We start from the raw sequence: 26,206 nt of genomic DNA, 5'->3' as shown, positions 1-26,206 counted from the left end.
TATTTATCCGGCCGCCAAAAAGCGCGGGCAAAACGCTCAGCCAGCATTTACGCCACAACCCGATCAGATCTGTTATTAAAGCGCCCTTGCATCAGCACCACTTGCTGAAACCGCACTATTATCCAGCGTTTTTATCTATAAGTTTTTTTTCTACATCGTGCAGCAACCGATGCAGCATCGCCGTATCGCGCTGTTCCAACAGTCCAATACGCTGATTCAGCCAGTCCGCCAACTTTTGATCATCATTGACATTAAGCGTGCTCAGCAATGTATTTGCCCGCTGGCGCAAAGCGGTAAGCTGCTGCTCATCGGCCGGCTCCGCCTGTAATGCTGTCACCTGACGCAGGGCGGAAAGCTGGTAACAGTAAACCATTACCGCCTGGCCCAAATTCAGTGAAGGATAGTCGCCAGCCATTGGGACGCCGGTCAGCACGTCGACCTGTTCTAATTCTTCATTTGTCAGGCCGGTGTCTTCACGGCCAAACACCAGCGCCGCGCAGCCAATCCAGTGGTGTTTTTCCTGCAGCAGGCTTTCAACCTGCTGAGGCGTGGCGTAATAGCGGAATTTGGCCCGGCTGCGCGCCGTCGTGGCAATACTGAAATCCACGTCAGCAAGTGCGGCATCAAGCGATTCCCACTGCGTGGCATTTTCCAGGATCTCTCCTGCACCATGGGCGACACGCCGCGCCGCAGGATCGAGATGGGCCTGACTATTAACGATACGCAATTCGTCAAATCCCATGGTTTTCATAGCCCGCGCTGCCGCACCGACGTTTTCAGGTCGCGCTGGGGCGACAAGTATCAAAGGAAAACGCATAACCGCCTTCTGAAGTTAAAAAATGTGAAAGTAATCTGGCCTGAGCCGGAAGTGAAATACCGAATTGTATTTTTTAACAAATCAATAACATAGAAAAACCATTGCTAACCCGTCATAACGCAAAACTATGACTTTCTTCCTCTGAATTCAGTAATAAATACATTTATCTCAATATAATCCCATTTACTTCAAGTGATTAACAAATGTTAAAAAAGGGCTATAGCTGACGGCAACGCGTAACGCGATTTGCGCGTTTGCAAACCTAACTTTGTGAGCTAAACCGGCATTCTGCGAAGGGTTTTTCACAAAAAGGTTAACGTGCTACAATTGGTTTGATATAAGTCAACTAAGCCTTATTTATTGCCAGTTGGCTGGGCCTTGTGCTGTTATGTTGCTGTTAATGAGGTTAGGATGTACGCCATTTTTGACCTTGCCGGGACAGGAAGCATTCCAGTACAACGATGAATCTTCCGGTCCAAACATGGCTTGTGAACATATTCCGTACAGCTCGTGTTACGCGTCTGAAAGGCGCCCGTGTTCTCTCCGGTACGGTAACCGCTGTATGCCCCATATCGTATTTTAGGCAATTTTAGGTAGCGAACACATGCAGACCCCGCACATACTTATCGTTGAAGACGAATTAGTTACTCGCAATACTCTCAAAAGTATTTTTGAGGCCGAAGGCTACATGGTTTATGAGGCTACGGATGGCGCCGAAATGCACCAGATTCTGACAGAGAATGACATCAATCTGGTGATTATGGATATAAACCTACCCGGCAAAAACGGCCTGCTGCTGGCGCGCGAACTGCGTGAACAAGCTAACGTGGCCCTGATGTTCCTGACCGGCAGGGATAACGAAGTCGACAAAATCCTTGGCCTTGAAATCGGTGCGGATGACTATATCACCAAGCCTTTCAACCCGCGCGAACTGACTATCCGTGCACGTAACCTGCTGTCCCGTACCATGAATCTGGCGCCTCACAGCGAAGAGCGTAAGCTGGTAGAAAGCTATCGTTTCAACGGCTGGGAGCTGGATATCAACAGCCGCTCGCTGGTCAGCCCGCAAGGCGATCAATACAAGCTGCCGCGCAGTGAGTTCCGCGCGATGCTGCACTTCTGCGAAAACCCAGGCAAAATCCAGACCCGTGCCGATCTGCTGAAAAAAATGACCGGACGCGAACTGAAACCGCACGATCGCACTGTCGACGTGACCATTCGCCGCATTCGTAAGCATTTTGAATCGACGCCGGATACGCCAGAAATTATCGCCACCATCCACGGCGAAGGTTATCGTTTTTGCGGTGATTTGCAGGACTGAGTAAAAGCTTAATGATACTTAAGGGCCCCTTCTGGCGGCCCTTTTCTTTGCAGATTATTTGTTCCACGGCATAATAGGCACCGCGCTCAGGGCGTTCTTCGGCGAGCCGTCTACGACCTTATCGGAATAGCTCAGATAGATTAACGCGTTACGCTTTTTATCGTAGAAGCGTACCACCTGAAGTTTTTTAAATACCAGAGAAGTTCGCTTGCGGAACACGACCTCGCCTTCTGATTTACCCTGGGCGATGTTATCGCTAAGCTCCACCGGACCAACCTGCTGACAGGAAATTGCCGCATCTGAGGTATCTTCGGCCAGCCCCAGTCCCCCTTTGATGCCTCCGGTTTTTGCCCGGCTGATATAACAGGTAACATTTTTTACATCGGGGTCATCGAAAGCTTCGACAATGATTTTATGATCGGGCCCAAACACTTTGAACACGGTATCAACTGAGCCGACCACCTCGGCCCGTACAGAAAGTGAGGTGAAGATTACAGCTGTGACTATTAACAATTTTTTCATTGTCATAACGTTACCATTGCATAGAAAATAGATGACATTGTAAGTTAACCGGCAGCATTGCCCTAATCAATCCGACCTGTCTTACGGGCTACCCCGGCGCAGACGGTCTTCTCAAAAGCCGGATACGTGACCTTAGCATGTCGACAGATTGCTTATTGCACCAATATTAACCAGGATGAGGACGTTTTATGGATCAAGCCGGTATCATTCGCGATTTGCTTGTCTGGCTTGAGAGCCACCTTGACCAACCGCTGGCGCTGGACAACGTAGCGACCAAGGCGGGCTACTCAAAATGGCATCTGCAACGAATGTTCAAAGAGGTCACCGGTCATGCTATCGGTGCTTACATCCGTGCACGTCGTTTGTCAAAAGCAGCAGTGGCACTGCGCCTGACCAGCCGTCCGATTCTGGATATTGCCTTGCAGTATCGCTTTGACTCGCAGCAAACGTTTACCCGCGCTTTCAAAAAACAGTTCAACCAGACGCCTGCTTATTACCGCCGCGCGTCTGACTGGCAGTCGTTCGGTTTACGTCCGCCTATTCGCCTTGATGATTTTAGCCTGCCTGCGGCAACTTATGTGACCTTGCCGGAGACCGTTCTGGTCGGACAAACACAGGTTTATAGCTGTACGCTGGAGCAGATTTCCAGCTATCGTGACGAGATGCGTCTGCATTTCTGGCGTCAGTTCCTGACCGAAACGGACAGGGTTCCGCCGGTGCTTTACGGACTGCATCAGACGCGCCCAAGCATGGAAAAAGATGATGAGCAGGAGATCCTCTACACCACTGCGGTGCCGTCCGACAAGCTTTTCCAGCCGATCTCGTCAACGCAAACGGTCTTACTGGAAGGCGGCGAATACGTGCAGTTCACTTACGAAGGCCCCCGCAGCAATTTGCAGGAATTTATTCTGCTGGTTTACGGTACCTGCATGCCGGGCCTACAGCTGACGCGCCGACAGGGTCAGGATATTGAACGTTTCTACACGCACGGCGGTAAGAAACGTCCCGAGCCACCTACGGATATCCGCTGTGAATATCTGATCCCTATCCGCCGTCCGGCCGATACGCAGACGGCCTGATGCCTTCATTGCTGCCATGACGCAATGGCAGCAATGAAGCAAGCGCCGGTTTCCGCGAGCGGCTAACGCTGTAATTCGTCGAGGGCTGGCTCATCAAGATGCGCGACGTCCCCCGCCGTTTCCACGACCCAACCGGCAGCCAGCCATTCACTTTGCTGATGATCTATCCGCGAGATAGAGCAGTTACGCAACCGTAAACGACGTTCAGCGTAGGCTGGCAGACCCAGTAACGTACTGACCAGCACGCCCAACGCCATGCCGTGACTGACCAGCAGCGGACGACTTCCCGCAGGCAATTGCAGGCAGGCGTTCAATGCCTCATGCATTCTGTCTGCCATTTCAGTCATCGACTCACCGCCGGGAATACGGCCGCCTTCGGTGCCGTTAACCAGGGTTATGCGCCAGTTCTCTTCTTCTGGCGTTAGCGAATCCAGCGGCCGCTGCTCCAGCACGCCCATGTTCAGCTCCCGCAAGCGCGGATCCAACTGGATGCGACAGCCGCAGGCATCGGCAATAATCTCGGCAGTACGTTTGGTGCGACCCAAATCGCTGGCGATAACGTGGGTGATGCCAAGGTGTTTAACCCGCTCCCCCACCTGCCGTGCCTGCTGCTCTCCCTTTTTCGTCAGCTCGCTGTCTGACTGTCCCTGAATGCGCCGCGCCGCATTCCAAAGCGTTTCCCCATGACGAACAAGATAGACCTGTAACATTGCTATTTTCCGTTATACTGCGACAAATTTGCGTAGAGGGTTCAAACAATTATGTACCATGTCATCGCTGCCACCATCAATCCGGCAAAAATTAACGCAATTTCTCAGGCTTTCAGCGATATATTTGGTGAAGGATCCTGCCATATTGAGGGCGTCGAGGTCGACAGCGGCGTTTCGCCTCAGCCCCTGACAAATGCAGAAACGAGAACTGGCGCACGCCAGCGCGTGGCAAATGCGCGTCAGATTCGTCCTGAAGCGGATTTTTGGGTGGCGATTGAAGCTGGTATCGAAGAAGACAGCGCGTTTGCCTGGATGGTCGTTGAAAACCCTCAGCAGCGTGGAGAATCGCGTTCTGCCAGTTTTACCTTACCTGCGGTGGTGATGAAAGGTATTCACGCAGGTCGCGAGCTGGGCGAAGAAATGGCCAGTTTGACCGGCATTGAAAATATCAAACATAAAGGCGGCGCCATTGGCGCATTTACCGCCGGGCTGCTGACGCGTACCAGCGTCTACCATCAGGCGCTAATCCTTGCGCTGTGTCCGTTCCATAATGCGGTTTATCAGATGCGCGTTGATTCAGATCTTCTCTGAGCCCTGGATTAGCTGCGCCTCCAGCCAGGCTTTCAGCGCTGGCGGCGCGCTTTTCAAACTGTTAGAGCCGCGCGTAATCGTTGCGATACCCACGCCCAGATCGTTTTTTAGCTCGCGCTGGCTTAGCTCACCCCGCATCAGTTCTTCAATTATGCGCAGACGCGTACCCAGCGCTTCGCGTTCGTCCGGCGTGGTCATCAGCTGCAACAGCGGCAAATGCAGACCACTGTCAAAAGCGCGCTGGAGCAGCGTAACATACCGCTGCCACTCTTCGTTGTGCGGTTCCATGGTGACAGGAACGGATGATTCGGTCATGTGTTGCCCATACTCGTTAACGAGTACAGCAGCATAGCACAGCCCGCTTCAAATCAGTAGCGCCGCTGCCATTCGCTCTCGCTTAAAATGTTGTCCGGTTTATCCATGAAATAACGGTAGTACGCATCATAAGCCAGCACGTTCTTCACATAGTTTCGCGTTTCCGAGAAAGGAATGGTTTCGATAAAAGCGACCGAATCCAGCCGTCCGGCGCTGTTTCCCAGCCAGGTTTTCACCCGCGAAGGCCCGGCGTTGTAAGCGGCCGATGAGAAGATACGGTTTTGCCCAAACTGCTGGTATACCGATTCCAGATATTGCGTGCCGATTTGAATATTGGTTTCCGGGTCCAGCAGCTGGCTGCTGTTGCTGTATCCCGGCAGGCTGTAGGTTTGCACCGTATGCTGCGCAGTGGCTGGCATGACCTGCATCAAGCCTGCGGCACCCACCGGCGAACGCGCTTTCGGATTCCATGCGCTTTCCTGACGGGCAATGGCCATGGCATAGCTGACGGGGATCGCTTTGCCATCGGTATAGCGACGGAACTGATCCTGGAAAGCCAGCGGGAAGCGCTCCTGAAGGCTGTTCCACAGCTTGCCGCTAATCGTCGCCTGCACGCTCAGCACCCACCAGTTTTGCTCATAAGCGTAACGCGCCAGCTGCTGTTGCTGAGGACGGGTTTTGCTGGCAACCAGATAGCTCCATTCCGTACGGGCCAGGTTATCCATGTTCCAGTACATCAGTTCCCGCACGCGAGAAATTTCCGCGCCTTGTGTCAGGCTACTTTCCGGCTCCGGCGCTTTATCAACCTGGAGCGGGAAATCGACGCCCAACCGTTGAGCCGCGACCATTGGATAGAAACCGCGTTCCTGCATCAGTTTGCGCAGGATCGTTTCTGCTTCCTCTTTGCGCCCACGTTCCAGCAACAGATCCGCCTGCCAGTATTGCCACTCATCCTTTTGTTTCGCCTCAACAGGTAAACGCGCAATCCAGGTATTCAGGCCACGGCGATCGTTATTGCCCAGCGACATGCGGATCCGCCGCTCAAGCAGCGAAACAGCGTCGCTGCGCATGACTACATTATCCCGCCAGCGCGCCTGCTCTGGGGTGATATCATTGCCCATCAGCCGCCACGCCACCGCTTCGTTAAGCTGCTGTTCCTCTTCTTCGCTCATCTTTTGCAAACGCACCAGCGAGGGGATCATCGCACGGGCATTTTCAGCATCGCCACGCGCTACGCTGGCAAAGGCAATGGCGGTTGCCTGACGGGTAAAATCTGTCGGGCCGACGGCGCGGGCAAAAGCTTCCACATTCTGCGGGTTGTTCTGCAAATCCATTACCGCGCTGGCAATGGTTTGATAATCTTCCGGCAGCTGCTTCGCGAGGGCGTTTACCAGGCTGGTATTGCCCTCTTTCATCGCCAGACGAATACGTTCCAGCGTGGTAATTGGCGTCTGTTTTCCGGCCGCCTGCCAGACGTTAATCAGCTTGTCGCAGGCGGATGGCAAGGCGGTGCCACGCAGCCAGAGCGTTTTTGCGCCATCCCAGGCCACCTGCTGCTCGCCGGTCGCCCATTTGGCGTAATACCAGTTGCAGCTCGCCGCGACGGGTTTTGGCACCGCCGGGCTGAAAACCAGCAGGCCGCGCCAGTCTTCACGACGAGCCAGCTCGTTGACGAAGCGGGACGGAAGCGAGCGCACCGGCGGCAGCGTAGGGTACTTTTTAATGAAATCGTTAATCACAAAACCGCTTTCCTGATCCAGGTTCTGCCCCAGCTCGCGGTATTCCAGATAAGGATAAAGAGGATAGTCACGCAACGTGGGCATTAACGCCGCCACGGTATCCATTTGATTGCTGTCCCACGCCTGCTTAATTTGCAGATAGCGACTGCGCTGGGCATCCAGCGAATCCGCCTGCGCCGTGCCGGCGACGATTGCTAAACAGGCGCCTGCTATCCACAACTGCCACTTGTCCACCATGACTTTCCTCACGTTAACGCCTCACTTTGTCCTGTTGCTGCCTCAACACATGCTAACCAGGCTTGGCCGGTCTCGCTATGCTACACACATTAATTTACTAAACTCCGCTGGCCTAAACGGCAACTCAATCACTTCACGATAGTTGTTCTTTCCCAATCGGGGTTAATTCCGATCAAAAATCGCCAATCAGCCTTCCGTCAACATAGCGGCTTGCCATCCTCGCCGGATTCACCGTTACCGCTTCGGGCTGTTAAACGGCACCAACGACAGAAGCGTTAATAGGTGAACAGGTGGCGAGATCCTACTTTTACCGATTCATGCAGGTGATGACATGACGCAACAGAATTTCGCTTCCTCCGGGCTGAAGCCTGCTTTTGCCTGGTACCGCTTTGATGCCGCCTGCGTAGTAAAGAGATTACACAGTAGCGAAACCGGTTTGTCCGCTGAAGAAGCGCGGCTGCGCCTGACGGAGCTGGGGCGCAACCAGCTTTGCTCTGATAAAGACAAAAGCACAGTACGACGCTTTTTCAGTCACTTTAACAACGTGCTGATTTACGGGCCGCTGGCTGCGGCAGGGCTGGGTGTCATATTGGGTCACGGGTTTGTCGCGGCAGTCATTAGTGGTGTCGTTATTTTCAACGTAGGGAAGCGTTTTACCGAGGAAAACAAAGCGCAGGAAGCCCTGCAAGATAAGGAAAAGCTGTTGCCCCCCCAGGCCCGGGTCATGCGCAACGGTCAGGTGCAAACGATTGATGCCCACGAGTTGGTGGAAGGCGATATTGTTGTCCTGCAAGCGGGCGATGGCGTTCCTGCCGATATGCGTTTACTTGAGGCAGACAGCCTGCTGGTGAATCAGGCAGCTCTGACGGGTAGCGCTATGGCGGTCAGCAAACAAACCGCTACCATCGCTACTGAAGTGACGATGGGTCACCGCGATAACCTGGTTTTCTGCGGAACGACGGTCAGTGCTGGTCGCGCAACCGGGATTGTTATTGCCACCGGCAGCGAAACCGAGCTGGGCAGAATGAATCAGTGATCGCGGATCGATAGCCTCACTATCCTTATTGGCGCGTTTACGGGCAAAATTAGCGCTCCTGTCCGCCGGCACCCTGGTGGCGCTGGCGGATCGCGTTAAGATAAGCGGGCTGTTTGCTGCCGATAAACATTTCCACCCGGCTGAAGCTGGTTGATAAATGCCCTTCTTTCGTTCACTCCCTGCTCACCCATAGTGCACACCATTCAGCCTTCTTTGAATAAAGCCTTCTCTTTCAGAGCATTAACGTTATGGCACAGCTTTTGCTCACCTAATCCCATCTTGTATACCAGATGGGATTCAACCTATGGCTTTCACCACCGGCTTTACCCTGAATGACTGGCAACAACACTATCAACAGCATCCGGATGATGTGCTGGCTACGCTCTCTTCGCTGCTGGCTGAATTATCGACCGATGACAACGCCTGGCTCTATCTCGCCTCACCCGCACAACTCCGCGCGCAGGTCGAGCCGCTGCTGGCGGCATGGCGGCAGGATCCCGCTGCACTGCCGCTGTTTGGCGTGCCTTTTGCGGTAAAAGACAATATTGACGTCGCGGGCTGGCCTACCACCGCGGCCTGTCCGGCATTTATTCATCAAGCCGCTGTCGATGCTACCGTCGTTGCCAGGCTGAAAGCGGCCGGGGCCGTGGTGATTGGCAAAACCAATCTCGATCAGTTCGCTACCGGCCTGGTCGGCACCCGATCCCCATTTGGCGCGGTGCAAAACACCTTTAATCCTGACTATGTTAGCGGCGGTTCCAGCTCCGGCTCGGCCTCCGTCACCGCTCGCGGCCTGGTGGGCTTTGCGCTCGGGACGGATACGGCAGGATCGGGCCGCGTTCCGGCCGGATTTAATAATATCGTTGGCCTCAAACCGACCAAAGGCTGGCTGTCAGCGACCGGTGTGGTGCCTGCCTGCCGTCTGAACGACACCATTTCCATCTTTGCGCTGACCGTGGAGGATGCTTTCCAGATCGCGAGCTGCGCCGGGGGTTATGACGCCAGCGACGCTTATTCACGCGTCAATCCAGGCTGTGCACCGGCGGCCTTATCTGCCACGCCAAAACTGGCCGTTCCCGCTAACCCGGAATTCTTTAGTGATACTCAGGCTGAAGCCGCATGGGAAAAATCACTGACGGCGCTGCAAGCCTGCGGCGCAACGCTGCATCCCATTGATTTCTCGTTATTCCACCAGCTGGCCGACCAGCTGTACAACGGTCCCTGGGTTGCCGAACGCACGGTGGCCGTTGGCGGCATGCTGGAACGGCCCGATGAGATGGATCCGGTGGTTTATAGCATTGTCGCCAAAGGCTTGCAGTACAGCGCCGTCGAAGCCTACCAAGCCGAGTATCTGCGCGCTGAGCTCAGCCGTCAGATCGCCCAAACCCTCAGTCAGTTCGATGCGCTGGTGGTACCCACCTCTCCTACTATCCATACCATTAATGAGATGAAACAGGAGCCGGTGCGATACAACTCGCAGTTCGGCACCTATACCAATTTCACCAACCTTGCTGATTTGTCGGCGCTGGCGCTGCCTGGCCCTTTCCGGGAAGAGGGACTGCCTGCCGGGATCACCCTGATTGCGCCCGCCTGGTACGATCGGGCGCTGGCGACTTTTGGTCAGCGCTGGCAGGCCAGCCTGGCGCTACCGCTGGGCGCGACGCAGAAGCCACAGCCTGCCACACACGCCGCGCTTCCCGCTTCGCCTCTTCACGTCCGCGTCGCCGTTGTCGGTGCCCATCTGACCGGCATGCCGCTTAACCACCAGCTCACCTCACGAGACGCGGTGCGGGTGGAGGAAACGCTTACGGCCGGCTGCTATCGCCTCTATGCCCTGGCGAACACCCATCCGCCCAAGCCTGGCCTGGCAAAAGCGGCTTCAGGCGCGTCGATTATCGTCGAGTTATGGGATATCCCGCTGGCCCGCTTTGGCGAATTTGTGGCGGAAATCCCTGCGCCATTAGGGATGGGTACGCTGGAACTGGCGGATGGCCGTCAGGTAAAGGGCTTTATCTGTGAGCCTGCGGTGCTGGCGCAGGCAAGAGATATCACCGAGTTTGGTGGCTGGCGCAACTGGTTGAACCGCAAGGAGATCCCTCATGTTTGATACCGTTCTTATCGCTAACCGCGGTGAAATTGCCTGTCGCGCTATCCGTACGCTGAAGCGTCTTGGCATCACCAGCGTAGCGGTATTTTCCGAGGCGGATAAAAACGCACAACACGTTAAAGATGCGGATATCGCCCTGTCGCTGGGCGGCGAAAAAGCCGCCGACAGCTATTTGCGCATTGATAAGATTCTCGCAGCGGCGCAGAAGAGCGGCGCGCAGGCTATCTGGCCGGGCTACGGCTTTCTTTCCGAAAGCCTGCCCTTTGCCGAAGCCTGTGAAAACGCCGGCATCGTCTTCGTTGGACCAACCGCGCAGCAGATTGGCGAATTCGGCCTGAAGCATCGTGCCCGCGAGCTGGCCGCCGCGGCTGGCGTACCGATGACGCAAGGCACCCCTCTGCTGGCCTCGCTGGAAGAGGCACTGAGCGCCGCAGCGGAAATCGGCTATCCGGTGATGTTAAAAAGCACCGCGGGCGGCGGTGGCATTGGCCTCACCCGCTGTGCCGACCAGCAAACCCTGCGTGACGCGTGGGAAAGCGTGCGCCGCCTTGGCGAACAGTTTTTTAGCGACGCGGGCGTATTCCTTGAACGTTATATCGACCGTGCGCGCCACGTAGAAGTGCAAATTTTTGGCGACGGTAAAGGCAAGGTTATCGCGCTGGGTGAACGTGACTGCTCTTTACAGCGCCGTAATCAGAAAGTCGTGGAAGAAACGCCCGCGCCAGGCCTGACGCCGGAAACCCGTGCGGCACTGCTGGCTTCGGCGGTCAAGCTGGGCGAGCTGGTCAACTACCGCAGCGCCGGCACCGTTGAATATATTTATGATGCCGGCCGCAACGAATTCTTTTTTCTCGAGGTGAATACTCGCCTCCAGGTGGAACACCCGGTCACGGAATGCGTGACGGGGCTGGATTTGGTGGAGTGCATGCTGCGCGTGGCGGCGGGAGAAGAGCCAAACTGGGCGCAAATGACGCAGAAGCCACAGGGCGCAGCAATTGAAGTGCGTCTCTACGCCGAAGATCCGCTGAAGCACTTTCAGCCCAGCCCCGGCGTACTGACCGAAGTTTGCTTCCCCGAAGGCGTGCGGGTTGATGGCTGGGTTTCGACCGGCACCGACGTCTCCGCCTTCTACGATCCGATGATTGCCAAGCTGATCGTGCACGCGGAGAATCGCGAAGCGGCGCTGGCAAAATTGCGCGATGCGCTCAATGAAACCCGGCTGCACGGCATTGCGACCAATCTCGATTACCTGCGGCAAATCGTGGCGACCGACGCCTTCACGCATGGCGACGTATGGACGCGCTGGCTGGACGACTTCACGCCAGCGGCACAGGTGATTGAGGTGATTCAGCCCGGCACCTGGAGCAGCATTCAGGATTATCCGGGCCGCCTCGGCTACTGGGACATTGGCGTCCCGCCTTCCGGCCCGATGGACGATTTCGCCTTTCGCCTGGCTAACCGCATTGTCGGCAACGCCGAAGAAGCGGCCGGGCTGGAGTTTACGCTGCAAGGCCCGACCCTACGCTTTCACAGCGATACGGTGATTGCGCTGACCGGCGCAGAGTGCCCGGCCACGCTGGATGAGGTCTCGCTGGCGTACTGGCAGCCGGTTGAGGTGAAAGCCGGTCAGACGCTGACGCTGGGCCGCGCGCAGAAAGGTTGCCGAACCTATCTGGCCGTGCGCAACGGTTTTGACGTGCCTGAATATCTTGGCAGCCGTTCAACGTTTGCGCTGGGGCAGTTTGGCGGTCACGCCGGGCGCACGCTGCGCGTGGCGGATATGCTGGCCATCTCCCAACCTACTCTGGCGGCCTGCACCACGCCCGCGCCGGTTAGTGAACCTCAAATACCCGATGCGGCGCTGATCCCCGTTTACGGTGACGAATGGCAGATTGGCGTGCTGTATGGCCCCCACGGCGCGCCGGATTTCTTCACGCAGGCATCCATTGATGAATTCTTTGCCAGCGAATGGCAGGTTCACTACAACTCTAACCGGCTGGGCGTACGGCTGGTGGGGCCAAAACCCACCTGGACGCGGCCGGATGGCGGTGAGGCGGGGCTGCATCCTTCTAACGTTCACGACTGTGAATACGCCATTGGCGCGGTAAATTTCACCGGTGATTTCCCGGTAATTCTTACCCGTGATGGGCCGAGCCTTGGCGGCTTTGTCTGCCCGGTGACGATTGCCAAAGCCGAACTATGGAAGGTGGGCCAGGTGAAACCCGGCGACCGGATCCGCTTTCATCCCATCAGCTTTGACGATGCGCTGGCGCTGGAAAACGCCCAGCAGGAGAGCGTGAAAAGCCTGCGCGCGACAGCGGAGCCCACCTTTACGGTTACGTCACTGGCCGCAACAGCCAATGGTTCGGCCACCGTGCTGGCAGCCATCAACGCCACGCCCCTGACGCCAACCGCCGTTTACCGACAGGCGGGTGACAACTATATCCTGCTGGAATATGGCGACAACGTGCTGGATCTGGCGCTGCGCCTGCGCGTGCACCTGCTGATGGTGGCGATACGGGAAACCGGCCAGCCCGGCATTGAAGAACTTTCACCCGGCGTGCGTTCACTGCAAATTCGTTACGACAGCCGGCTTGTCAGCCAGAAACAGTTACTCAGCCTGCTACTGGGGCTGGAGAAAAAGCTGGGCGATGTCAGTCAGATGAGAGTGCCGTCACGCGTGGTGCATCTGCCGATGGCGTTTGAAGACAGTGCCACGCTGGGTGCCGTTGAGCGCTATCAGCAAACCGTTCGCGCCAGCGCCCCATGGCTGCCAAATAACGTCGATTTTATCCAGCGCATTAACGGCCTGAGCACGCGCGAAGAAGTGCGCCAGACGCTGTTTGATGCCAGCTACCTGATCCTCGGCCTGGGCGATGTCTATTTGGGTGCACCCTGCGCGGTACCCATCGATCCCCGCCATCGCTTAATGAGTTCCAAATACAATCCGGCCCGCACCTTTACCGCTGAAGGCACCGTCGGTATTGGCGGCATGTACATGTGTATTTACGGCATGGATTCGCCGGGCGGCTATCAGCTGGTGGGCCGTACGCTGCCCATCTGGAACAAGTTTCTGAAAAACGCCCAGTTCGCAGCCAGCGAACCCTGGCTGCTGCGCTTCTTCGATCAGGTGCGTTTCTATCCGGTGAGTGAAGCTGAACTGGACGTGCTGCGCGACGATTTCCGCGAAGGTCGCGCCACCATCACGATTGAAGAAACGATTTTCGATTTCGCCGAACACACCCGCTTCCTGCACGACAACGCCGCTTCCATCGCCGAATTCCGTGAAAAACAGGCCAGCGCTTTCGCCGTAGAGGCCGCGCTGTGGGCGCAGGAGGAAGAAGGCGCACCGCTAACCGGTGAAGAGAATCTGTGCCTGGAGGAAGAGGAAGATGGCCTGCTGCCCATCAGTGCCGATCTTAACGGCAATATCTGGAAAATCCTCGTGCAGCCAGGCGACGAGGTGACGGTGGGGCAACCGGTGATCATCGTGGAAGCAATGAAAATGGAACTGACGATTACCGCGACGCAGGCCGGCAGAGTGAAACGCCTCGGCTGCCAGTCGGGACGCCCGGTCCGTCCGGGCGACACGCTGCTGTGGCTGGAATAGAGAGGCGATGATGGCGGAGCGACAGAGAACACAACGGCCGGAAGCGCTGGCGGAAAAGGTCTATCAGACGATCAAAAACGACATTTTCGATTTTCGCCTGATGCCGGGCGATCGCTTCAGCGAAAGCGAAATCGCCGCGCGTTTTGACGTCAGCCGCACGCCGGTACGCCAGGCGCTGTTCCGGCTGGAGCGCGAAGGCTATGTCGAAGTGTGGTTTCGCAGCGGCTGGCAGATCTGCCCATTCGACTTCGCCCACTTCGAAGATCTGTATGACTTACGCATTGTGCTGGAGCGTGAAGCGGTGCGCCGCCTCTGCTCGCTGCCATCGGATCAGACCCGCGAGCTGTTAAGCGATACGTGCAGTTTCTGGCTGGAAGCGCCCCGGCTGGAGGACGGCAAAACGGTATCGCTGCATGACGAAGCCTTTCACATCGCCCTGGTGACCGCCGCGGGCAACCGTGAAATGGCCCGTATTCATCGCGAACTGACCGAAAAAATTCGCATCATCCGTCGTCTTGATTTCACCCGTAACGATCGTATCGAGGCGACTTATCAGGAACACGCCGACATCCTTCAGACGGTATTACAACAACAAAGCGAGGAGGCCCAGCAAAAGCTGACAGCCCATATTGCGGTCAGTAAAGCCGAAGTCCGTAAAATTACGCTGCATATGCTGCAACAGGCACGAGCGCCGGAACAACCATCCTGATTTCATTACTTTAGAGGTTCACCAGATGAAAAGACGTTCACTGCTGAAGGCTTTTGCGCTTTCTGCGACGGTTGTGAGTATGGGTTTTGCATGGGGTGCACAGGCCGCTGACACCATTAAAGTCGGCATTCTTTCTTCGCTTTCCGGCACCATGGCGATTTCGGAAACGCCGCTAAAAGATGTGGCATTAATGACCATTGATGAGATCAACGCCAACGGTGGCGTACTGGGCAAAAAACTCCAGCCGGTGGTGGTCGATCCCGCATCTAACTGGCCGCTGTTTGCAGAAAAAGCCCGTCAGTTACTGACGCAGGACAAAGCGGCGGTAGTCTTTGGCTGCTGGACATCCGTTTCCCGTAAATCGGTGCTGCCGGTCTTCGAAGAGTTGAACGGCCTGCTGTTCTATCCGGTGCAGTATGAAGGCGAAGAGATGTCCCCAAACGTCTTTTACACGGGTGCCGCGCCTAATCAGCAGGCGATCCCCGCCGTGGAATATCTGATGAGCGAAGATGGCGGCAGCGCAAAACGTTTCTTCCTGCTGGGAACGGACTATGTCTATCCGCGCACCACCAATAAAATTCTGCGCGCGTTCCTGCACTCAAAGGGTATTAAAGACAGCGACATTGAAGAGGTCTACACGCCGTTTGGCTACAGCGATTATCAGACCATTGTCGCCAACATTAAAAAATTCTCCGCTGGCGGTAAAACGGCGGTGATCTCCACCATCAACGGCGACTCCAACGTGCCGTTCTACAAAGAGTTGGCGAATCAGGGTATTAAAGCGACCGACGTGCCGGTTGTTGCCTTCTCGGTGGGCGAAGAGGAGTTGCGCGGCATTGATACCAAACCGCTGGTGGGGAACCTGGCGGCATGGAACTACTTCGAATCGGTTGATAACCCGGCTAACAAGAAATTTGTCGCCGACTATCGGGCTTACGCGAAAGCGCACAAGCTGCCAAATGCGGATTCGGCCGTCACCAACGATCCGATGGAAGCGACTTATGTCGGCATCCATATGTGGGCGCAGGCGGTAGAAAAAGCCGGGACGACCGACGTTGATAAGGTGCGCAAAGCGATGGCTGGACAAACCTTTAACGCGCCCGATGGCTTTACGCTGACCATGGATCAGAGCAACCACCATCTGCACAAACCGGTGATGATTGGCGAGATCGAAGACAACGGGCAGTTTAACGTGGTCTGGCAGACCGATAAGCCAGTCCGTGCCCAGCCATGGAGCCCGTTTATTGCTGGCAATGATAAGAAGCCAGATAGCCCTGTGAAATCAACGCAGTAATCAGACCTTAAGCGCGCCCGGAGCAAAACATTACCGGCCATGGACGGCCCGTCAAGAGCAGCCATGAATGGCTGAGTACGGGGCATATCCTCAGGAACGAGCTTCTTCGTCCTGATTTCTGAACCTCAATGCACAGGTATTGCGATGAAAAACCGTCAACTGTTCACGCTACTCCTTACGCTGTGCCTGCTGCTGCCATGGGTAGCGTCCGCCGGACCTGCGGCAGATTTTGCTGCCGCCAGCCGGACGGAGCAGGTTAAGTTGCTACAAATCTGGGCCGCCGCGCCGGAGGCGGCCCGCCTGCCCTTTCTCACCGCGCTGCACCAGGAAAACGTCGTGCTGGATGAAAACAAACAGCCGTTCAGCCTGCATGACGGCACGCTGACGCCGCTCGACGCTGCCACTCAACCCACTGGCAGCACGAAAAAACTGTTTATGAATAACCGCCTGCGCGTGCTGATCGCCACGACGCTGGCCGCTCACCAGTTAGTGAGCAACAACGTTGCTGTGCGGCTTGCGGCGGCCCATCAGCTGCAAAACGAGGCGCAGGCCGACCAGTTGCCGCTACTCAGCCGCAGGCTGGCGGCGGAAAAGGATGCCGATGTGCACGCGGTGCTCGTTCAGGCCGTTGCGGGTCTGCAAATCAGCGATCCCGCCGCTGCGGTTCGTTTGCAGGCGGTAAAACTGCTCGGCGAAACTAGCGATCCACAAACGCAGGCGGCGCTGGAGCGCCTTACTCAGCCGCAAAACGAACCGGATGCCAGCGTGCGGGCAGCAGCGACTGAAGGCCTGCAACAGATCCGCCACCGCCTGATGCTGGGGGATTTGCTCGGCCAGGCTTTTTCTGGCCTGTCGCTGGGCTCGGTGCTGCTGCTTGCCGCGCTGGGACTGGCGATCACCTATGGCCTGCTGGGGGTGATCAATATGGCGCATGGCGAAATGCTGATGCTGGGTGCCTACGCTACGTGGATGGTACAAACGCTGTTTCAGCGCGTCGCGCCGGAGTGGCTGGCCTTTTACCCGCTGCTGGCGCTGCCGGTGGCTTTTTTTGTCACCGCCGCCATCGGCATGGCGCTGGAACGTACTATCGTGCGCCACCTGTATGGTCGCCCGCTGGAAACGCTGCTGGCAACCTGGGGGATCAGCCTGATGCTGATCCAGCTGGTGCGGGTGCTGTTCGGCACGCAAAACCTGGAAGTGGCGAATCCGCCGTGGCTCTCGGGCGGCATGCAGGTGCTGCCTAACCTGGTGCTGCCTTATAACCGCATCGCGGTGATCCTGTTCGTGTTTGGCGTGCTGATCCTTACCTGGCTGCTGCTGAACAAAACGCGTCTGGGAATGAACGTGCGGGCGGTCACGCAAAACCGCGCGATGGCCGACTGCTGCGGCGTGCCTACCGGCCGCGTCGATATGCTGGCGTTCGGGCTGGGTTCCGGGATAGCGGGCTTAGGCGGCGTGGCGCTGTCGCAGCTCGGCAACGTCGGCCCGGAACTCGGTCAGGGCTACATTATCGACTCGTTTCTGGTGGTTGTAACCGGCGGCGTTGGCCAGCTGGCTGGCACCGTGGTGGCCGCTTTCGGCCTCGGCATCCTCAATAAAATCCTTGAACCGCAAATCGGTGCCGTGCTGGGCAAAATCCTGCTGCTGGCGCTGATCGTGCTGTTTATCCAGAAACGGCCACAGGGACTGTTTGCCTTTAAAGGCAGGGTAATCGACTGATGACGCAACCTGTAACGCTTACACTCACCCGCAAAGCGCCGCGCCTCAGTATTGCTGTCGGCGCGCTGGCGACGATCGCGCTGCTGCTGTTGCCTTTTCTGGCGCTGCTGCCTGCCGATCACCCGCTGGCGCTTTCCACCTATACGCTGACGCTGGTCGGTAAAATTCTCTGTTACGCCATTGTCGCCGTGGCGCTGGATCTGGTCTGGGGCTACGCCGGCCTGCTGTCGCTGGGCCATGGCCTGTTTTTCGCGCTCGGCGGTTACGCGATGGGCATGTATTTGATGCGCCAGGCCGCTGGCGATGCCCTGCCCGCCTTTATGTCGTTTTTATCATGGAATAAGCTGCCGTGGTTCTGGGCAGGCACGCAGCATTTTGCCTGGGCGCTGTGCCTGATTGTGCTGGTGCCGGGCCTGCTGGCGCTGGTGTTCGGCTGGTTTACCTTCCGCTCAAAAATCAAAGGCGTCTATTTCTCGATCATGACCCAGGCACTGACCTGGGCGGGCATGCTACTGTTTTTCCGCAACGAAACCGGTTTTGGCGGCAACAACGGCTTTACCGGCTTCACCACGCTGCTTGGCTTTCCCGTTACCGCGACCAGTACGCGCATCGGCCTGTTTGTGGCCACGGTACTGCTGCTGGCGGCCAGCCTTGCCATTGGCTTTGCGCTGGCCCGCAGCAAATTCGGCCGCGTGCTGACCGCCGTGCGTGATGCGGAAAACCGGCTGATGTTCTGCGGCTACGATCCGAAAGGCTTCAAGCTGTTTGTCTGGACGCTGTCGGCGGTGCTGTGCGGGCTGGCAGGTGCGCTGTACGTGCCGCAGGTGGGCATTATTAATCCCAGTGAGATGTCGCCAACCAACTCGATTGAAGCGGCAATCTGGGTGGCATTAGGCGGTCGCGGCACGCTGATTGGGCCGCTGCTCGGTGCCGGGATCGTCAACGGTGCCAAGAGCTGGTTTACCGTCGCCTTTCCCGAATACTGGCTGTTTTTCCTGGGTTTGATGTTTATCCTCGTGACGCTGTTTCTGCCGCGTGGCGTGGTCGGTCTGCTGCGCCGGAGGAAACATGACTGATCAACTTTTTACCCAGCCTCACCTTGCGGATCGCCATCGTCAGCAAACCGATCCGGTATTGCTGCTGGAGAATATTAACGTCTCGTTTGATGGTTTTCAGGCGCTGACCAACCTGTCGCTGCACATCGGCGTGGGCGAATTACGCTGCATCATCGGCCCCAACGGGGCGGGAAAAACCACGTTAATGGATGTGATCACCGGCAAAACCCGACCGGATAGCGGTCGCGTTTTTTACGATCAGAGCACCGATCTCACTACCCTTTCACCCGTGGAAATCGCCCGGATTGGCATTGGCAGAAAATTCCAGAAGCCGACCGTTTTTGAAGCGCTTACGGTGTTTGAAAACCTGGAGATTGCGCTTAAAACTGACAAATCCGTCTGGGCCTGTCTGCGCAGCAGGCTAAACGGAGAACAGCGCGATCGCATTGATGACGTGCTGAAACTGCTGCGTCTGGGGGCCGATCGCTACCGGCCTGCGGGATTGCTCTCGCACGGCCAGAAGCAGTTTTTAGAGATCGGCATGCTGCTGGTGCAGGATCCGCATCTGCTGCTGCTGGATGAACCCGCGGCGGGCATGACCGACGCGGAAACAGAATACACCGCCGAGCTGTTTCGTAGCCTGGCCGGTCAGCATTCGTTGATGGTGGTCGAGCATGATATGGGCTTTGTGGAAACCATTGCCGATCGCGTAACGGTTCTGCATCAGGGGCAGGTTCTGGCGGAAGGATCGCTGCGCCAGGTGCAGGCTAACGAGCAGGTTATCGACGTTTATCTGGGGCGCTAAGATGTTACAGGTATCTGAACTGAATCAATATTACGGCGGCAGCCATATTCTTCGCGGCCTCTCTTTTGAGGCGAAGCCCGGCGAGATCACCTGCCTGCTTGGCCGTAACGGCGTGGGCAAAACCACCTTGCTGAAATGCCTGATGGGTCTGATCCCGGTAAAATCCGGCACCATCCGCTGGCAGGAGCAGATTATCAACGGCCGCAAACCTCACCAGCGCGTACAGGCGGGCATCGCTTACGTTCCGCAAGGCCGGGAGATTTTTCCACGCCTGACGGTCGAAGAAAACCTGATGATGGGGCTCTCCCGCTTTTCCGGCGCTAAAGCGAAACAGGTGCCGGAAGAGATCTACCAGCTGTTTCCCGTGTTACAGGAGATGAAACAGCGCCGGGGCGGCGATTTGTCCGGCGGCCAGCAGCAGCAGCTGGCGATTGGCCGCGCGCTGGCTTGTCAACCGCAGCTGCTGATCCTTGATGAACCGACTGAAGGGATCCAGCCTTCGGTGATCAAAGAAATCGGTGCGGTGATCCGTCAGCTTTCTCAGCGCGGTGATATGGCGATCCTGCTGGTAGAGCAGTTTTACGATTTTGCCGCCGAACTGGCCGACAGCTATCTGGTTATGTCGCGCGGCGAGATCGTACAGCGTGGCCGTGGAGAAACAATGGAAGGCGATGGCGTGCGCGGGCTGGTGGCGATTTAGCAACCGGTTTGCGGGCCTTTCTCAATGCAGGTAAGATTAAGCTCTGCCTGCCGATCTCTTCGCAACTTATTCAAATATGAGTTTTTTTAGGGTGCACAGCGGCGTTGAAAATGACCAACTCAGGAAACCGACCATGGAAACCCGCCGCGTTGAGCGTTTGAAAAAACTGGCGCTGGCGCTGAAGCGCACCGACAAGATCCACCTGAAGGAAGCAGCCTCGTTACTGGGCGTTTCTGAAATGACTATCCGTCGTGATATCAGCGAACATCCTTCAGCGGTGGTATTACTCGGCGGCTATCTGGTCAGCGATCCAAAAACGACCCAGCAACACTATTTTGTGTCCGATCAACAGACGCATAATATTGAAAAAAAACGGCGGCTGGGTCAGCTGGCCGCTTCCCTGATCCAAAAGGACGATACGGTCTTTTTTGACTGCGGCACCACCATGCCGTGGATCATCGACGCCATCGATAACCAGCTGCCCTTTATCGCTATCTGCTGCGCGGTAAATACTTTCCTGGCGCTGAAAGAGAAACCCCACTGCAAGGTGATCCTCAACGGCGGTGAGTACCATGCCGACAATGCGATTTTCACGCCGCTTGGGCCTGGCTCGGTCATGGATAATCTCTGCCCGGCCAAAGCGTTTATTTCTGCCGCAGGCGTAGATATTGAGCAGGGCGCGACCTGTTTCAACCTGAATGAACTGCCGATGAAGCACCAGGCAATGCAACGCGCAAGCACCACTTTTCTGGTAGCCGACAGCAGCAAATTCGGCAAAGTGCTGCCTGCACGAATCGGCGAACTCAGCCTGTTTAGCAGCTTAATTAGCGACGAGCCCGCCCCAAAAACGCTGGCGCAGCGGCTGCAACAGCTGGGTGTAGCGCATTACTCGCCCTGAATCCGGTCATAAAGCCACCTTCCTTTGTGGCAAACCGCACAACTGACGGGCGCTGGCCCTAAAGATACGCGGGTACGGCTGTGATTACCGGGGGAAACCAGCTAAACTTCGTGATCTGAGTGGGCAGCGAATGCCCCGGTTACTACACAGACACCAAGAGGCTCATCCTAACGTGGCTCAATTCGTCTATAGCATGCATCGCGTCGGCAAAGTGGTTCCGCCGAAGCGTCATATTCTGAAAAATATCTCCCTGAGCTTTTTCCCGGGCGCGAAAATCGGCGTACTGGGCTTAAATGGCGCAGGTAAATCCACCCTGCTGCGCATCATGGCCGGTATCGATAAAGATATCGAAGGAGAAGCGCGTCCGCAGCCCGGCATTAAAATCGGCTACCTCGAGCAGGAACCGAAGCTTAACCTCGAGCAGACCGTGCGTGAATCGGTGGAAGAAGCCGTGAGCGAAGTGGTCGGCGCGCTGAAACGTCTGGACGAAGTGTACGCACTGTACGCGGAAGAAGACGCTGACTTCGACAAGCTGGCCAAAGAACAGGGCGTGCTGGAAGAGATTATCCAGGCGCACGACGGTCACAACCTGAACACGCAGCTGGAACGCGCCGCCGATGCGCTGCGTCTGCCGGACTGGGATGCCAAAATTGCAAATCTGTCCGGTGGTGAACGCCGCCGCGTCGCGCTGTGCCGCCTGCTGCTGGAAAAACCAGACATGCTGCTGCTGGACGAACCGACCAACCACCTGGATGCTGAATCCGTGGCCTGGCTGGAACGCTTCCTGCACGACTTCGAAGGCACCGTTGTGGCGATTACCCACGACCGTTACTTCCTGGACAACGTAGCGGGCTGGATCCTTGAGCTGGACCGTGGTGAAGGGATTCCGTGGGAAGGCAACTACTCTTCCTGGCTGGAGCAGAAAGACGCGCGTCTGGCGCAGGAAGCTTCTAGCGAAGCCGCTCGTCGTAAATCGATTGAGAAAGAGCTGGAGTGGGTGCGCAAAGGCGCTAAAGGTCAGCAGTCTAAAGGCAAGGCCCGTCTGGCACGCTTTGAAGAGCTGAACAACAGCGATTACCAGAAGCGTAACGAGACCAACGAACTCTTTATTCCACCAGGGGCTCGTCTGGGCGATAAAGTGCTGGAAGTCAGCAACCTGCGTAAATCTTACGGCGATCGCCTGCTGATTGACGATCTCTCTTTCTCCGTACCAAAAGGGGCTATCGTCGGCATCATCGGTCCGAACGGCGCGGGTAAATCCACGCTGTTCCGCATGATGTCCGGTCAGGAACAGCCTGATTCCGGCGAGATCGTGCTGGGCGAGACGGTGAAACTGGCTTCGGTCGATCAGTTCCGCGACAGCATGGATAATGCCAAAACCGTGTGGGAAGAAGTTTCCGGCGGCCAGGACATCATGCGCATCGGCAATACTGAAATGCCAAGCCGCGCCTACGTTGGACGCTTTAACTTTAAAGGCGTCGATCAGGGCAAACGCGTAGGCGAACTGTCCGGCGGTGAGCGCGGTCGTCTGCATCTGGCTAAGCTGCTACAGGTTGGCGGCAACATGCTGCTGCTGGATGAACCGACCAACGACCTGGATATCGAAACCCTGCGCGCGCTGGAAAACGCCCTGCTGGAGTTCCCGGGCTGCGCGATGGTTATCTCGCATGACCGCTGGTTCCTGGACCGTATTGCCACGCACATTCTGGATTATCAGGATGAAGGCAAGATCGAGTTCTTTGAAGGTAACTTTACCGAATACGAAGAGTATAAGAAGCGGACGCTGGGTGCAGAAGCACTTGAGCCAAAACGCATCAAGTACAAGCGTATGACCAAGTAAGATGATGATTAAGGGCGGAGAAATCCGCCCTTTTTTATAACTACTGATAAAACTCGCGAAACACCGGTGACGTGAGCGCATATTCAACAAACCGCGTCAGCGCGGGCGAGTTAAGTTTGCGGCTGGGATAAACAAGCCACAGCTCGTTACCTGCCACCTTCCATTCCGGTAAGACCTCCACCAGCTCACCCGACGCCAGTAATTCATCGCATAAAAAACGCGGCAGCAACGTGATGCCTGCCCCCTGAAGCGCACATTCGCGCGCATAGACCAAATTGTCGGTCATATGAATCAGCGGCAGCAGCCAGCGGTAATACTCTTCCTCTTTTTTCAGCAACCATTCGTTCCACGCCTGATGAGCAATGCAGCGATGCTCTGCCAGCTGCTGAGGATGTTCGATTGCGCCGAACTGCGCCAGATAGTCCGGTGACGCCACCAGCAAACGATCGCAGTAGCCAATGCGTCTGCCGATCAGCGACGAATCCTGCGGCTGTCCGGTACGCAGGGCAATATCGTAACCCTCCTGCACGATGTCACGCAGCTGGTCAGAAACCGAGACCTCCAGCGTCACGCCTGGATATACTTGTTGAAAAGCCGTGTTAAAACGCGCCAGCAGCGTGGCGCCGATCCCGGCCGGTGAAGTGATGCGCAAACGGCCGCTGGGGTTATCCCGCAGCCGTTCGATCGCCGTTGTTGCGCGCTCGCTGGCCTGCAACATTTCCTGGCAATGCACCAGATAGCGCTCACCAGCAAACGTCAGATTGAGCTGGCGGGTTGTGCGATTAATCAGACGCAGTCCCAGCATCTGTTCAAGCTGGCTGATACGCTGACTGACGCTGGACTTGGGCAGCCCCGCGCGTTTGGCTGCCCCGGTAAAACTGCCGCATTCGGCCACCATGGCAAAGAGGGCCATATCCTGCAGCTGTTTAAACATTATTGTTCACCTGAAACGAACGCTTCGTTAGTAATTGTACGGCTTATCATTAGCCTGCTTAGCTTCTACACTCAATAACACAACATACAGGAGAGGTGTTATGACAATCAGAGCAATCGCTGTTAATCCAGAAAAACCGGATCGCTTTATCGAAATCCATCCCGAACAGCCCACCCCCGGCGAATACGATCTGCTGGTGGAAGTGAAAGCCGCTTCGGTCAACCCGGTTGACACCAAAGTGCATAAAGGCGCCCAAAAAAGCGGCCTGCAACAGCCGCGTATTCTTGGCTGGGATGCCAGTGGCGTCGTGCTGGATGTGGGTAGTAAAGTCAGTGGTTTCAAGGCAGGCGATGAAGTTTACTATGCGGGTGACATCACTCGTCCGGGCAGCAACACCACGCATCAGCTGATCGATGCCCGCATCACCGGTCATAAGCCAGCCTCGCTGAACTGGGCGGAAGCGGCAGCTATTCCACTGACGGCGCTAACGGCATGGGAAGGACTGTTTGACCGTTTGCACATCGACCAGGCGGCGGAAGATAAAACGCTGCTGATCGTTGGCGGCGCTGGCGGCGTTGGCTCGCTGGCCATCCCCTTTGCCAAACTGCACAGCAAAGTCAAAGTGATAGCGACAGCTTCCCGCCCGGACTCCGTTCAGTGGTGTAAAGATCGCGGTGCTGACCTGGTGATCAATTATCAGGATATGCCGGCCGAACTGGAAAAACAGGGTCTGAAGCAGGTGGATTACATTTTCTGCCTGAACGATACCGATGGTCACTGGGATACGCTGGCACAGTTGATTGCGCCGCAGGGCCAGATCTGCACCATTGTAGAAAACGAGAAGCCGCTCAATATGGATCAGCTGAAGCTAAAAAGCGCGGCGCTGCACTGGGAATTTATGTATACCCGCAGCATGTATACCACACCGGATATCGCCCGCCAGGGAGAGATCCTGAATGCAACGGCGAAGCTGCTGGACGAAGGCAAAATCACCACGTCATTAAGCAAAACGTTGCAGGGCCTGAGTGTGGAAACGCTGACCGAAGCGCACCGTCTGGTGCTGGAAGGCCATATGCGCGGTAAAGTGGTGATGGTTTACTGATGAGCAACGGGCGCCGAGCCGCCCGTTAATTTCTGCAATATTTTTATTCTCTCTACTTCTCCCTGCCCTTCATTTTACCTTCGAGCTCGCTCGTAAAAATAAACTTTTCTTCTGCGAGATATTCTCTTTTTGCTTAAAAATTTAATGCTGAATGGATGACGGTGGCAGGTAAGCCCAGGCTGCATCTTTATGTATAAACGGCTGGAATGGTCGCCCAGGACAGATCAGAGGATCAGAGGATCAGAAACAGTAAACCCGCCTGAGGGCGGGTTTACTGTTGAATCAGGCGGCCTTGTACAACAAGGCCAAAACGAACCTGGTGTCATCACCAGTATGATAGCTGGGAGAGGACGTAGCCCAGGGCTGCGGATCGATAGTAACAGCGCGGTACAATAATTAAAAGGAGATAAAAATGGACTGGGACGATTTGGAAAAACATTTTTCCTCAGCCAGACTGGGGCGCTATCGTGCTGCACGCAGTGGAGAAAAGGACAAAGCTGCAATCGATTATGCTAATAATCTCCATCTTGCCGAAGCAATGGTTCCTCTACTCAATGTTTTAGAAATCGCCCTGCGTAATGGGATCCATAACCGCCTGAGTCTGCTTTATCAACGGGCTGACTGGTGGGAGGCCTGGACGAACGAGCCCGCTTTCATTTGGCAAAATAAAGAAATTGTCATTGCCAGTACCAAACTGCTTCGACGACATGAGCAGCAAACCGCGGACAAAATGATCGCCGAATTGACATTCGGGTTCTGGAGCTCACTGTTTAATACCCGCTATCAGGATATGCTCTGGAAAGACCTACGCCTGGTATTTGCACACTGTCCAAAACCCCAGCGGCAGCGGCGTACTATTTCGGTGGCCCTGAATCGGATCAGGGATTTACGCAACAGAATTTTCCATCATGAACCCTTACTGTGGCTAACGCCCCTACTGCCCGTTCAACATGCAACAGGCGTAGCAGTCATTAACTGGATCGATCCTTGTCTGAACGAATGGCTGACAAACCATGATCGCCTTCCTGCTGTTTGGGCAGACTCACAGAAATAAACGTCCCTTTCA

At 56.1% G+C, this 26,206-nt stretch carries 22 protein-coding genes; 16 read left to right on the top strand and 6 right to left on the bottom strand.

Features of this window, described 5'->3' with window-relative positions; translation table 11 throughout:
• Nucleotides 1-118 precede the first annotated feature (118 nt).
• Nucleotides 119-817: a tRNA/rRNA methyltransferase gene (locus EHV07_RS03415; protein WP_147195077.1), complete on the bottom strand. Its 699-nt coding sequence runs from the start codon at nt 815-817 to the stop codon at nt 119-121.
• Nucleotides 818-1,421: 604 nt separating this feature from the next.
• Here EHV07_RS03415 and arcA point away from each other — a divergent pair.
• The gene (arcA, locus tag EHV07_RS03410; RefSeq protein ID WP_147195075.1) at nt 1,422-2,138 is read left to right on the top strand and encodes a two-component system response regulator ArcA; all 717 of its coding nucleotides are present in this window, start codon (nt 1,422-1,424) and stop codon (nt 2,136-2,138) included.
• Between the two features lie 54 nt (nt 2,139-2,192).
• Here the strand turns inward: arcA and creA are convergent, their stop codons facing one another.
• The gene (gene creA / locus EHV07_RS03405) at nt 2,193-2,666 is read right to left on the bottom strand and encodes a protein CreA (protein ID WP_147195073.1); all 474 of its coding nucleotides are present in this window, start codon (nt 2,664-2,666) and stop codon (nt 2,193-2,195) included.
• A 182-nt stretch (nt 2,667-2,848) separates the two neighbouring features.
• Here creA and robA point away from each other — a divergent pair, with 182 nt between their 5' ends.
• Nucleotides 2,849-3,739 carry an MDR efflux pump AcrAB transcriptional activator RobA gene (robA, locus tag EHV07_RS03400; protein WP_147195071.1) on the top strand — a complete coding sequence of 297 codons (891 nt, stop codon included), beginning with the start codon at nt 2,849-2,851 and terminating at the stop codon, nt 3,737-3,739.
• 62 nt (nt 3,740-3,801) lie between these two features.
• Here the strand turns inward: robA and gpmB are convergent, their stop codons facing one another.
• Nucleotides 3,802-4,449, bottom strand: a complete 648-nt coding sequence (gene gpmB / locus EHV07_RS03395; RefSeq protein WP_147195069.1) for a 2,3-diphosphoglycerate-dependent phosphoglycerate mutase GpmB — start codon at nt 4,447-4,449, stop codon at nt 3,802-3,804.
• Between the two features lie 51 nt (nt 4,450-4,500).
• On the opposite strand from gpmB, the gene yjjX reads away from it, so the two are divergent.
• Entirely contained in the window at nt 4,501-5,040 is a 540-nt protein-coding gene (gene yjjX / locus EHV07_RS03390) for an inosine/xanthosine triphosphatase (RefSeq protein ID WP_147195067.1), read from the top strand.
• Here the strand turns inward: yjjX and trpR are convergent.
• Both trpR and sltY read right to left on the bottom strand, forming a co-directional pair.
• A complete protein-coding gene (gene trpR / locus EHV07_RS03385; protein ID WP_147195065.1) occupies nt 5,026-5,355 on the bottom strand; it encodes a trp operon repressor in 330 nt (109 codons plus the stop codon). The genes yjjX and trpR overlap by 15 nt on opposite strands.
• Before the next feature lie 53 nt (nt 5,356-5,408).
• Nucleotides 5,409-7,331 carry a murein transglycosylase gene (gene sltY / locus EHV07_RS03380; protein WP_147195063.1) on the bottom strand — a complete coding sequence of 641 codons (1,923 nt, stop codon included), beginning with the start codon at nt 7,329-7,331 and terminating at the stop codon, nt 5,409-5,411.
• 331 nt (nt 7,332-7,662) lie between these two features.
• Here sltY and EHV07_RS03375 point away from each other — a divergent pair, with 331 nt between their 5' ends.
• The 11 genes from EHV07_RS03375 to ettA all read left to right on the top strand — a co-directional run bounded on the left by EHV07_RS03375 (nt 7,663) and on the right by ettA (nt 23,104).
• The gene (locus EHV07_RS03375; RefSeq protein ID WP_147195061.1) at nt 7,663-8,367 is read left to right on the top strand and encodes a cation-transporting P-type ATPase; all 705 of its coding nucleotides are present in this window, start codon (nt 7,663-7,665) and stop codon (nt 8,365-8,367) included.
• Nucleotides 8,368-8,671: 304 nt separating this feature from the next.
• Complete coding sequence (gene atzF / locus EHV07_RS03370; RefSeq protein WP_147195059.1) at nt 8,672-10,474, top strand: allophanate hydrolase; 1,803 nt, start codon at nt 8,672-8,674, stop codon at nt 10,472-10,474.
• Nucleotides 10,467-14,084, top strand: coding sequence for an urea carboxylase (gene uca / locus EHV07_RS03365; protein ID WP_147195057.1), 3,618 nt, complete (start codon nt 10,467-10,469; stop codon nt 14,082-14,084). Before atzF ends, uca begins: the two co-directional genes overlap by 8 nt.
• A 7-nt stretch (nt 14,085-14,091) precedes the next feature.
• Nucleotides 14,092-14,793: a GntR family transcriptional regulator gene (locus EHV07_RS03360; RefSeq protein ID WP_147195055.1), complete on the top strand. Its 702-nt coding sequence runs from the start codon at nt 14,092-14,094 to the stop codon at nt 14,791-14,793.
• 25 nt (nt 14,794-14,818) lie between these two features.
• Nucleotides 14,819-16,087 carry an urea ABC transporter substrate-binding protein gene (gene urtA / locus EHV07_RS03355; RefSeq protein ID WP_147195053.1) on the top strand — a complete coding sequence of 423 codons (1,269 nt, stop codon included), beginning with the start codon at nt 14,819-14,821 and terminating at the stop codon, nt 16,085-16,087.
• A gap of 144 nt (nt 16,088-16,231) precedes the next feature.
• A complete protein-coding gene (gene urtB / locus EHV07_RS03350) occupies nt 16,232-17,806 on the top strand; it encodes an urea ABC transporter permease subunit UrtB (protein WP_147195051.1) in 1,575 nt (524 codons plus the stop codon).
• Nucleotides 17,806-18,882, top strand: a complete 1,077-nt coding sequence (gene urtC, locus EHV07_RS03345) for an urea ABC transporter permease subunit UrtC (RefSeq protein WP_147195049.1) — start codon at nt 17,806-17,808, stop codon at nt 18,880-18,882. Before urtB ends, urtC begins: the two co-directional genes overlap by 1 nt.
• Nucleotides 18,875-19,666 carry an urea ABC transporter ATP-binding protein UrtD gene (gene urtD, locus EHV07_RS03340; RefSeq protein ID WP_147195047.1) on the top strand — a complete coding sequence of 264 codons (792 nt, stop codon included), beginning with the start codon at nt 18,875-18,877 and terminating at the stop codon, nt 19,664-19,666. Before urtC ends, urtD begins: the two co-directional genes overlap by 8 nt.
• A 1-nt stretch (nt 19,667) precedes the next feature.
• Nucleotides 19,668-20,366: an urea ABC transporter ATP-binding subunit UrtE gene (urtE, locus tag EHV07_RS03335; protein ID WP_147195044.1), complete on the top strand. Its 699-nt coding sequence runs from the start codon at nt 19,668-19,670 to the stop codon at nt 20,364-20,366.
• A gap of 133 nt (nt 20,367-20,499) precedes the next feature.
• Nucleotides 20,500-21,264, top strand: coding sequence for a DNA-binding transcriptional repressor DeoR (deoR, locus tag EHV07_RS03330; RefSeq protein ID WP_147195041.1), 765 nt, complete (start codon nt 20,500-20,502; stop codon nt 21,262-21,264).
• Between the two features lie 172 nt (nt 21,265-21,436).
• Entirely contained in the window at nt 21,437-23,104 is a 1,668-nt protein-coding gene (gene ettA / locus EHV07_RS03325) for an energy-dependent translational throttle protein EttA (RefSeq protein WP_147195039.1), read from the top strand.
• Between the two features lie 40 nt (nt 23,105-23,144).
• Here the strand turns inward: ettA and EHV07_RS03320 are convergent, their stop codons facing one another.
• Nucleotides 23,145-24,041, bottom strand: coding sequence for a LysR family transcriptional regulator (locus EHV07_RS03320; RefSeq protein WP_147195036.1), 897 nt, complete (start codon nt 24,039-24,041; stop codon nt 23,145-23,147).
• A 97-nt stretch (nt 24,042-24,138) separates the two neighbouring features.
• On the opposite strand from EHV07_RS03320, the gene EHV07_RS03315 reads away from it, so the two are divergent.
• On the top strand, nt 24,139-25,140 hold the full coding sequence (locus tag EHV07_RS03315) for a zinc-binding alcohol dehydrogenase family protein (protein ID WP_147195033.1): 1,002 nt from the start codon (nt 24,139-24,141) through the stop codon (nt 25,138-25,140).
• A gap of 412 nt (nt 25,141-25,552) precedes the next feature.
• Nucleotides 25,553-26,194 (top strand): hypothetical protein, encoded by a 642-nt coding sequence (locus EHV07_RS03310; protein WP_147195030.1) that lies wholly within the window; start codon nt 25,553-25,555, stop codon nt 26,192-26,194.
• The last annotated feature ends 12 nt before the right edge of the window (nt 26,195-26,206 follow it).

Origin of the sequence: Pantoea sp. CCBC3-3-1 (assembly GCF_007981265.1) — a bacterium.
Taxonomy (GTDB): Bacteria; Pseudomonadota; Gammaproteobacteria; order Enterobacterales; family Enterobacteriaceae; genus Erwinia.
The sequence above is the reverse complement of the archived record's forward strand: the minus strand, read 5'-3'. Positions and strand labels throughout refer to the sequence as shown.

Bases quoted from the DNA above. Each gene is read 5' to 3' on its own strand.
- urtE (WP_147195044.1), top strand. From the start codon at position 19,668: ATGTTACAGGTATCTGAACTGAATCAATATTACGGCGGCAGCCATATT.
- trpR (WP_147195065.1), bottom strand. From the start codon at position 5,355: ATGACCGAATCATCCGTTCCTGTCACCATGGAACCGCACAACGAAGAG.
- urtA (WP_147195053.1), top strand. From the start codon at position 14,819: ATGAAAAGACGTTCACTGCTGAAGGCTTTTGCGCTTTCTGCGACGGTT.
- EHV07_RS03415 (WP_147195077.1), bottom strand. From the start codon at position 817: ATGCGTTTTCCTTTGATACTTGTCGCCCCAGCGCGACCTGAAAACGTC.
- urtC (WP_147195049.1), top strand. From the start codon at position 17,806: ATGACGCAACCTGTAACGCTTACACTCACCCGCAAAGCGCCGCGCCTC.
- EHV07_RS03310 (WP_147195030.1), top strand. From the start codon at position 25,553: ATGGACTGGGACGATTTGGAAAAACATTTTTCCTCAGCCAGACTGGGG.
- arcA (WP_147195075.1), top strand. From the start codon at position 1,422: ATGCAGACCCCGCACATACTTATCGTTGAAGACGAATTAGTTACTCGC.
- urtB (WP_147195051.1), top strand. From the start codon at position 16,232: ATGAAAAACCGTCAACTGTTCACGCTACTCCTTACGCTGTGCCTGCTG.
- sltY (WP_147195063.1), bottom strand. From the start codon at position 7,331: ATGGTGGACAAGTGGCAGTTGTGGATAGCAGGCGCCTGTTTAGCAATC.
- EHV07_RS03360 (WP_147195055.1), top strand. From the start codon at position 14,092: ATGATGGCGGAGCGACAGAGAACACAACGGCCGGAAGCGCTGGCGGAA.
- robA (WP_147195071.1), top strand. From the start codon at position 2,849: ATGGATCAAGCCGGTATCATTCGCGATTTGCTTGTCTGGCTTGAGAGC.
- EHV07_RS03315 (WP_147195033.1), top strand. From the start codon at position 24,139: ATGACAATCAGAGCAATCGCTGTTAATCCAGAAAAACCGGATCGCTTT.
- urtD (WP_147195047.1), top strand. From the start codon at position 18,875: ATGACTGATCAACTTTTTACCCAGCCTCACCTTGCGGATCGCCATCGT.
- EHV07_RS03375 (WP_147195061.1), top strand. From the start codon at position 7,663: ATGACGCAACAGAATTTCGCTTCCTCCGGGCTGAAGCCTGCTTTTGCC.
- atzF (WP_147195059.1), top strand. From the start codon at position 8,672: ATGGCTTTCACCACCGGCTTTACCCTGAATGACTGGCAACAACACTAT.
- uca (WP_147195057.1), top strand. From the start codon at position 10,467: ATGTTTGATACCGTTCTTATCGCTAACCGCGGTGAAATTGCCTGTCGC.
- deoR (WP_147195041.1), top strand. From the start codon at position 20,500: ATGGAAACCCGCCGCGTTGAGCGTTTGAAAAAACTGGCGCTGGCGCTG.
- yjjX (WP_147195067.1), top strand. From the start codon at position 4,501: ATGTACCATGTCATCGCTGCCACCATCAATCCGGCAAAAATTAACGCA.
- gpmB (WP_147195069.1), bottom strand. From the start codon at position 4,449: ATGTTACAGGTCTATCTTGTTCGTCATGGGGAAACGCTTTGGAATGCG.
- creA (WP_147195073.1), bottom strand. From the start codon at position 2,666: ATGACAATGAAAAAATTGTTAATAGTCACAGCTGTAATCTTCACCTCA.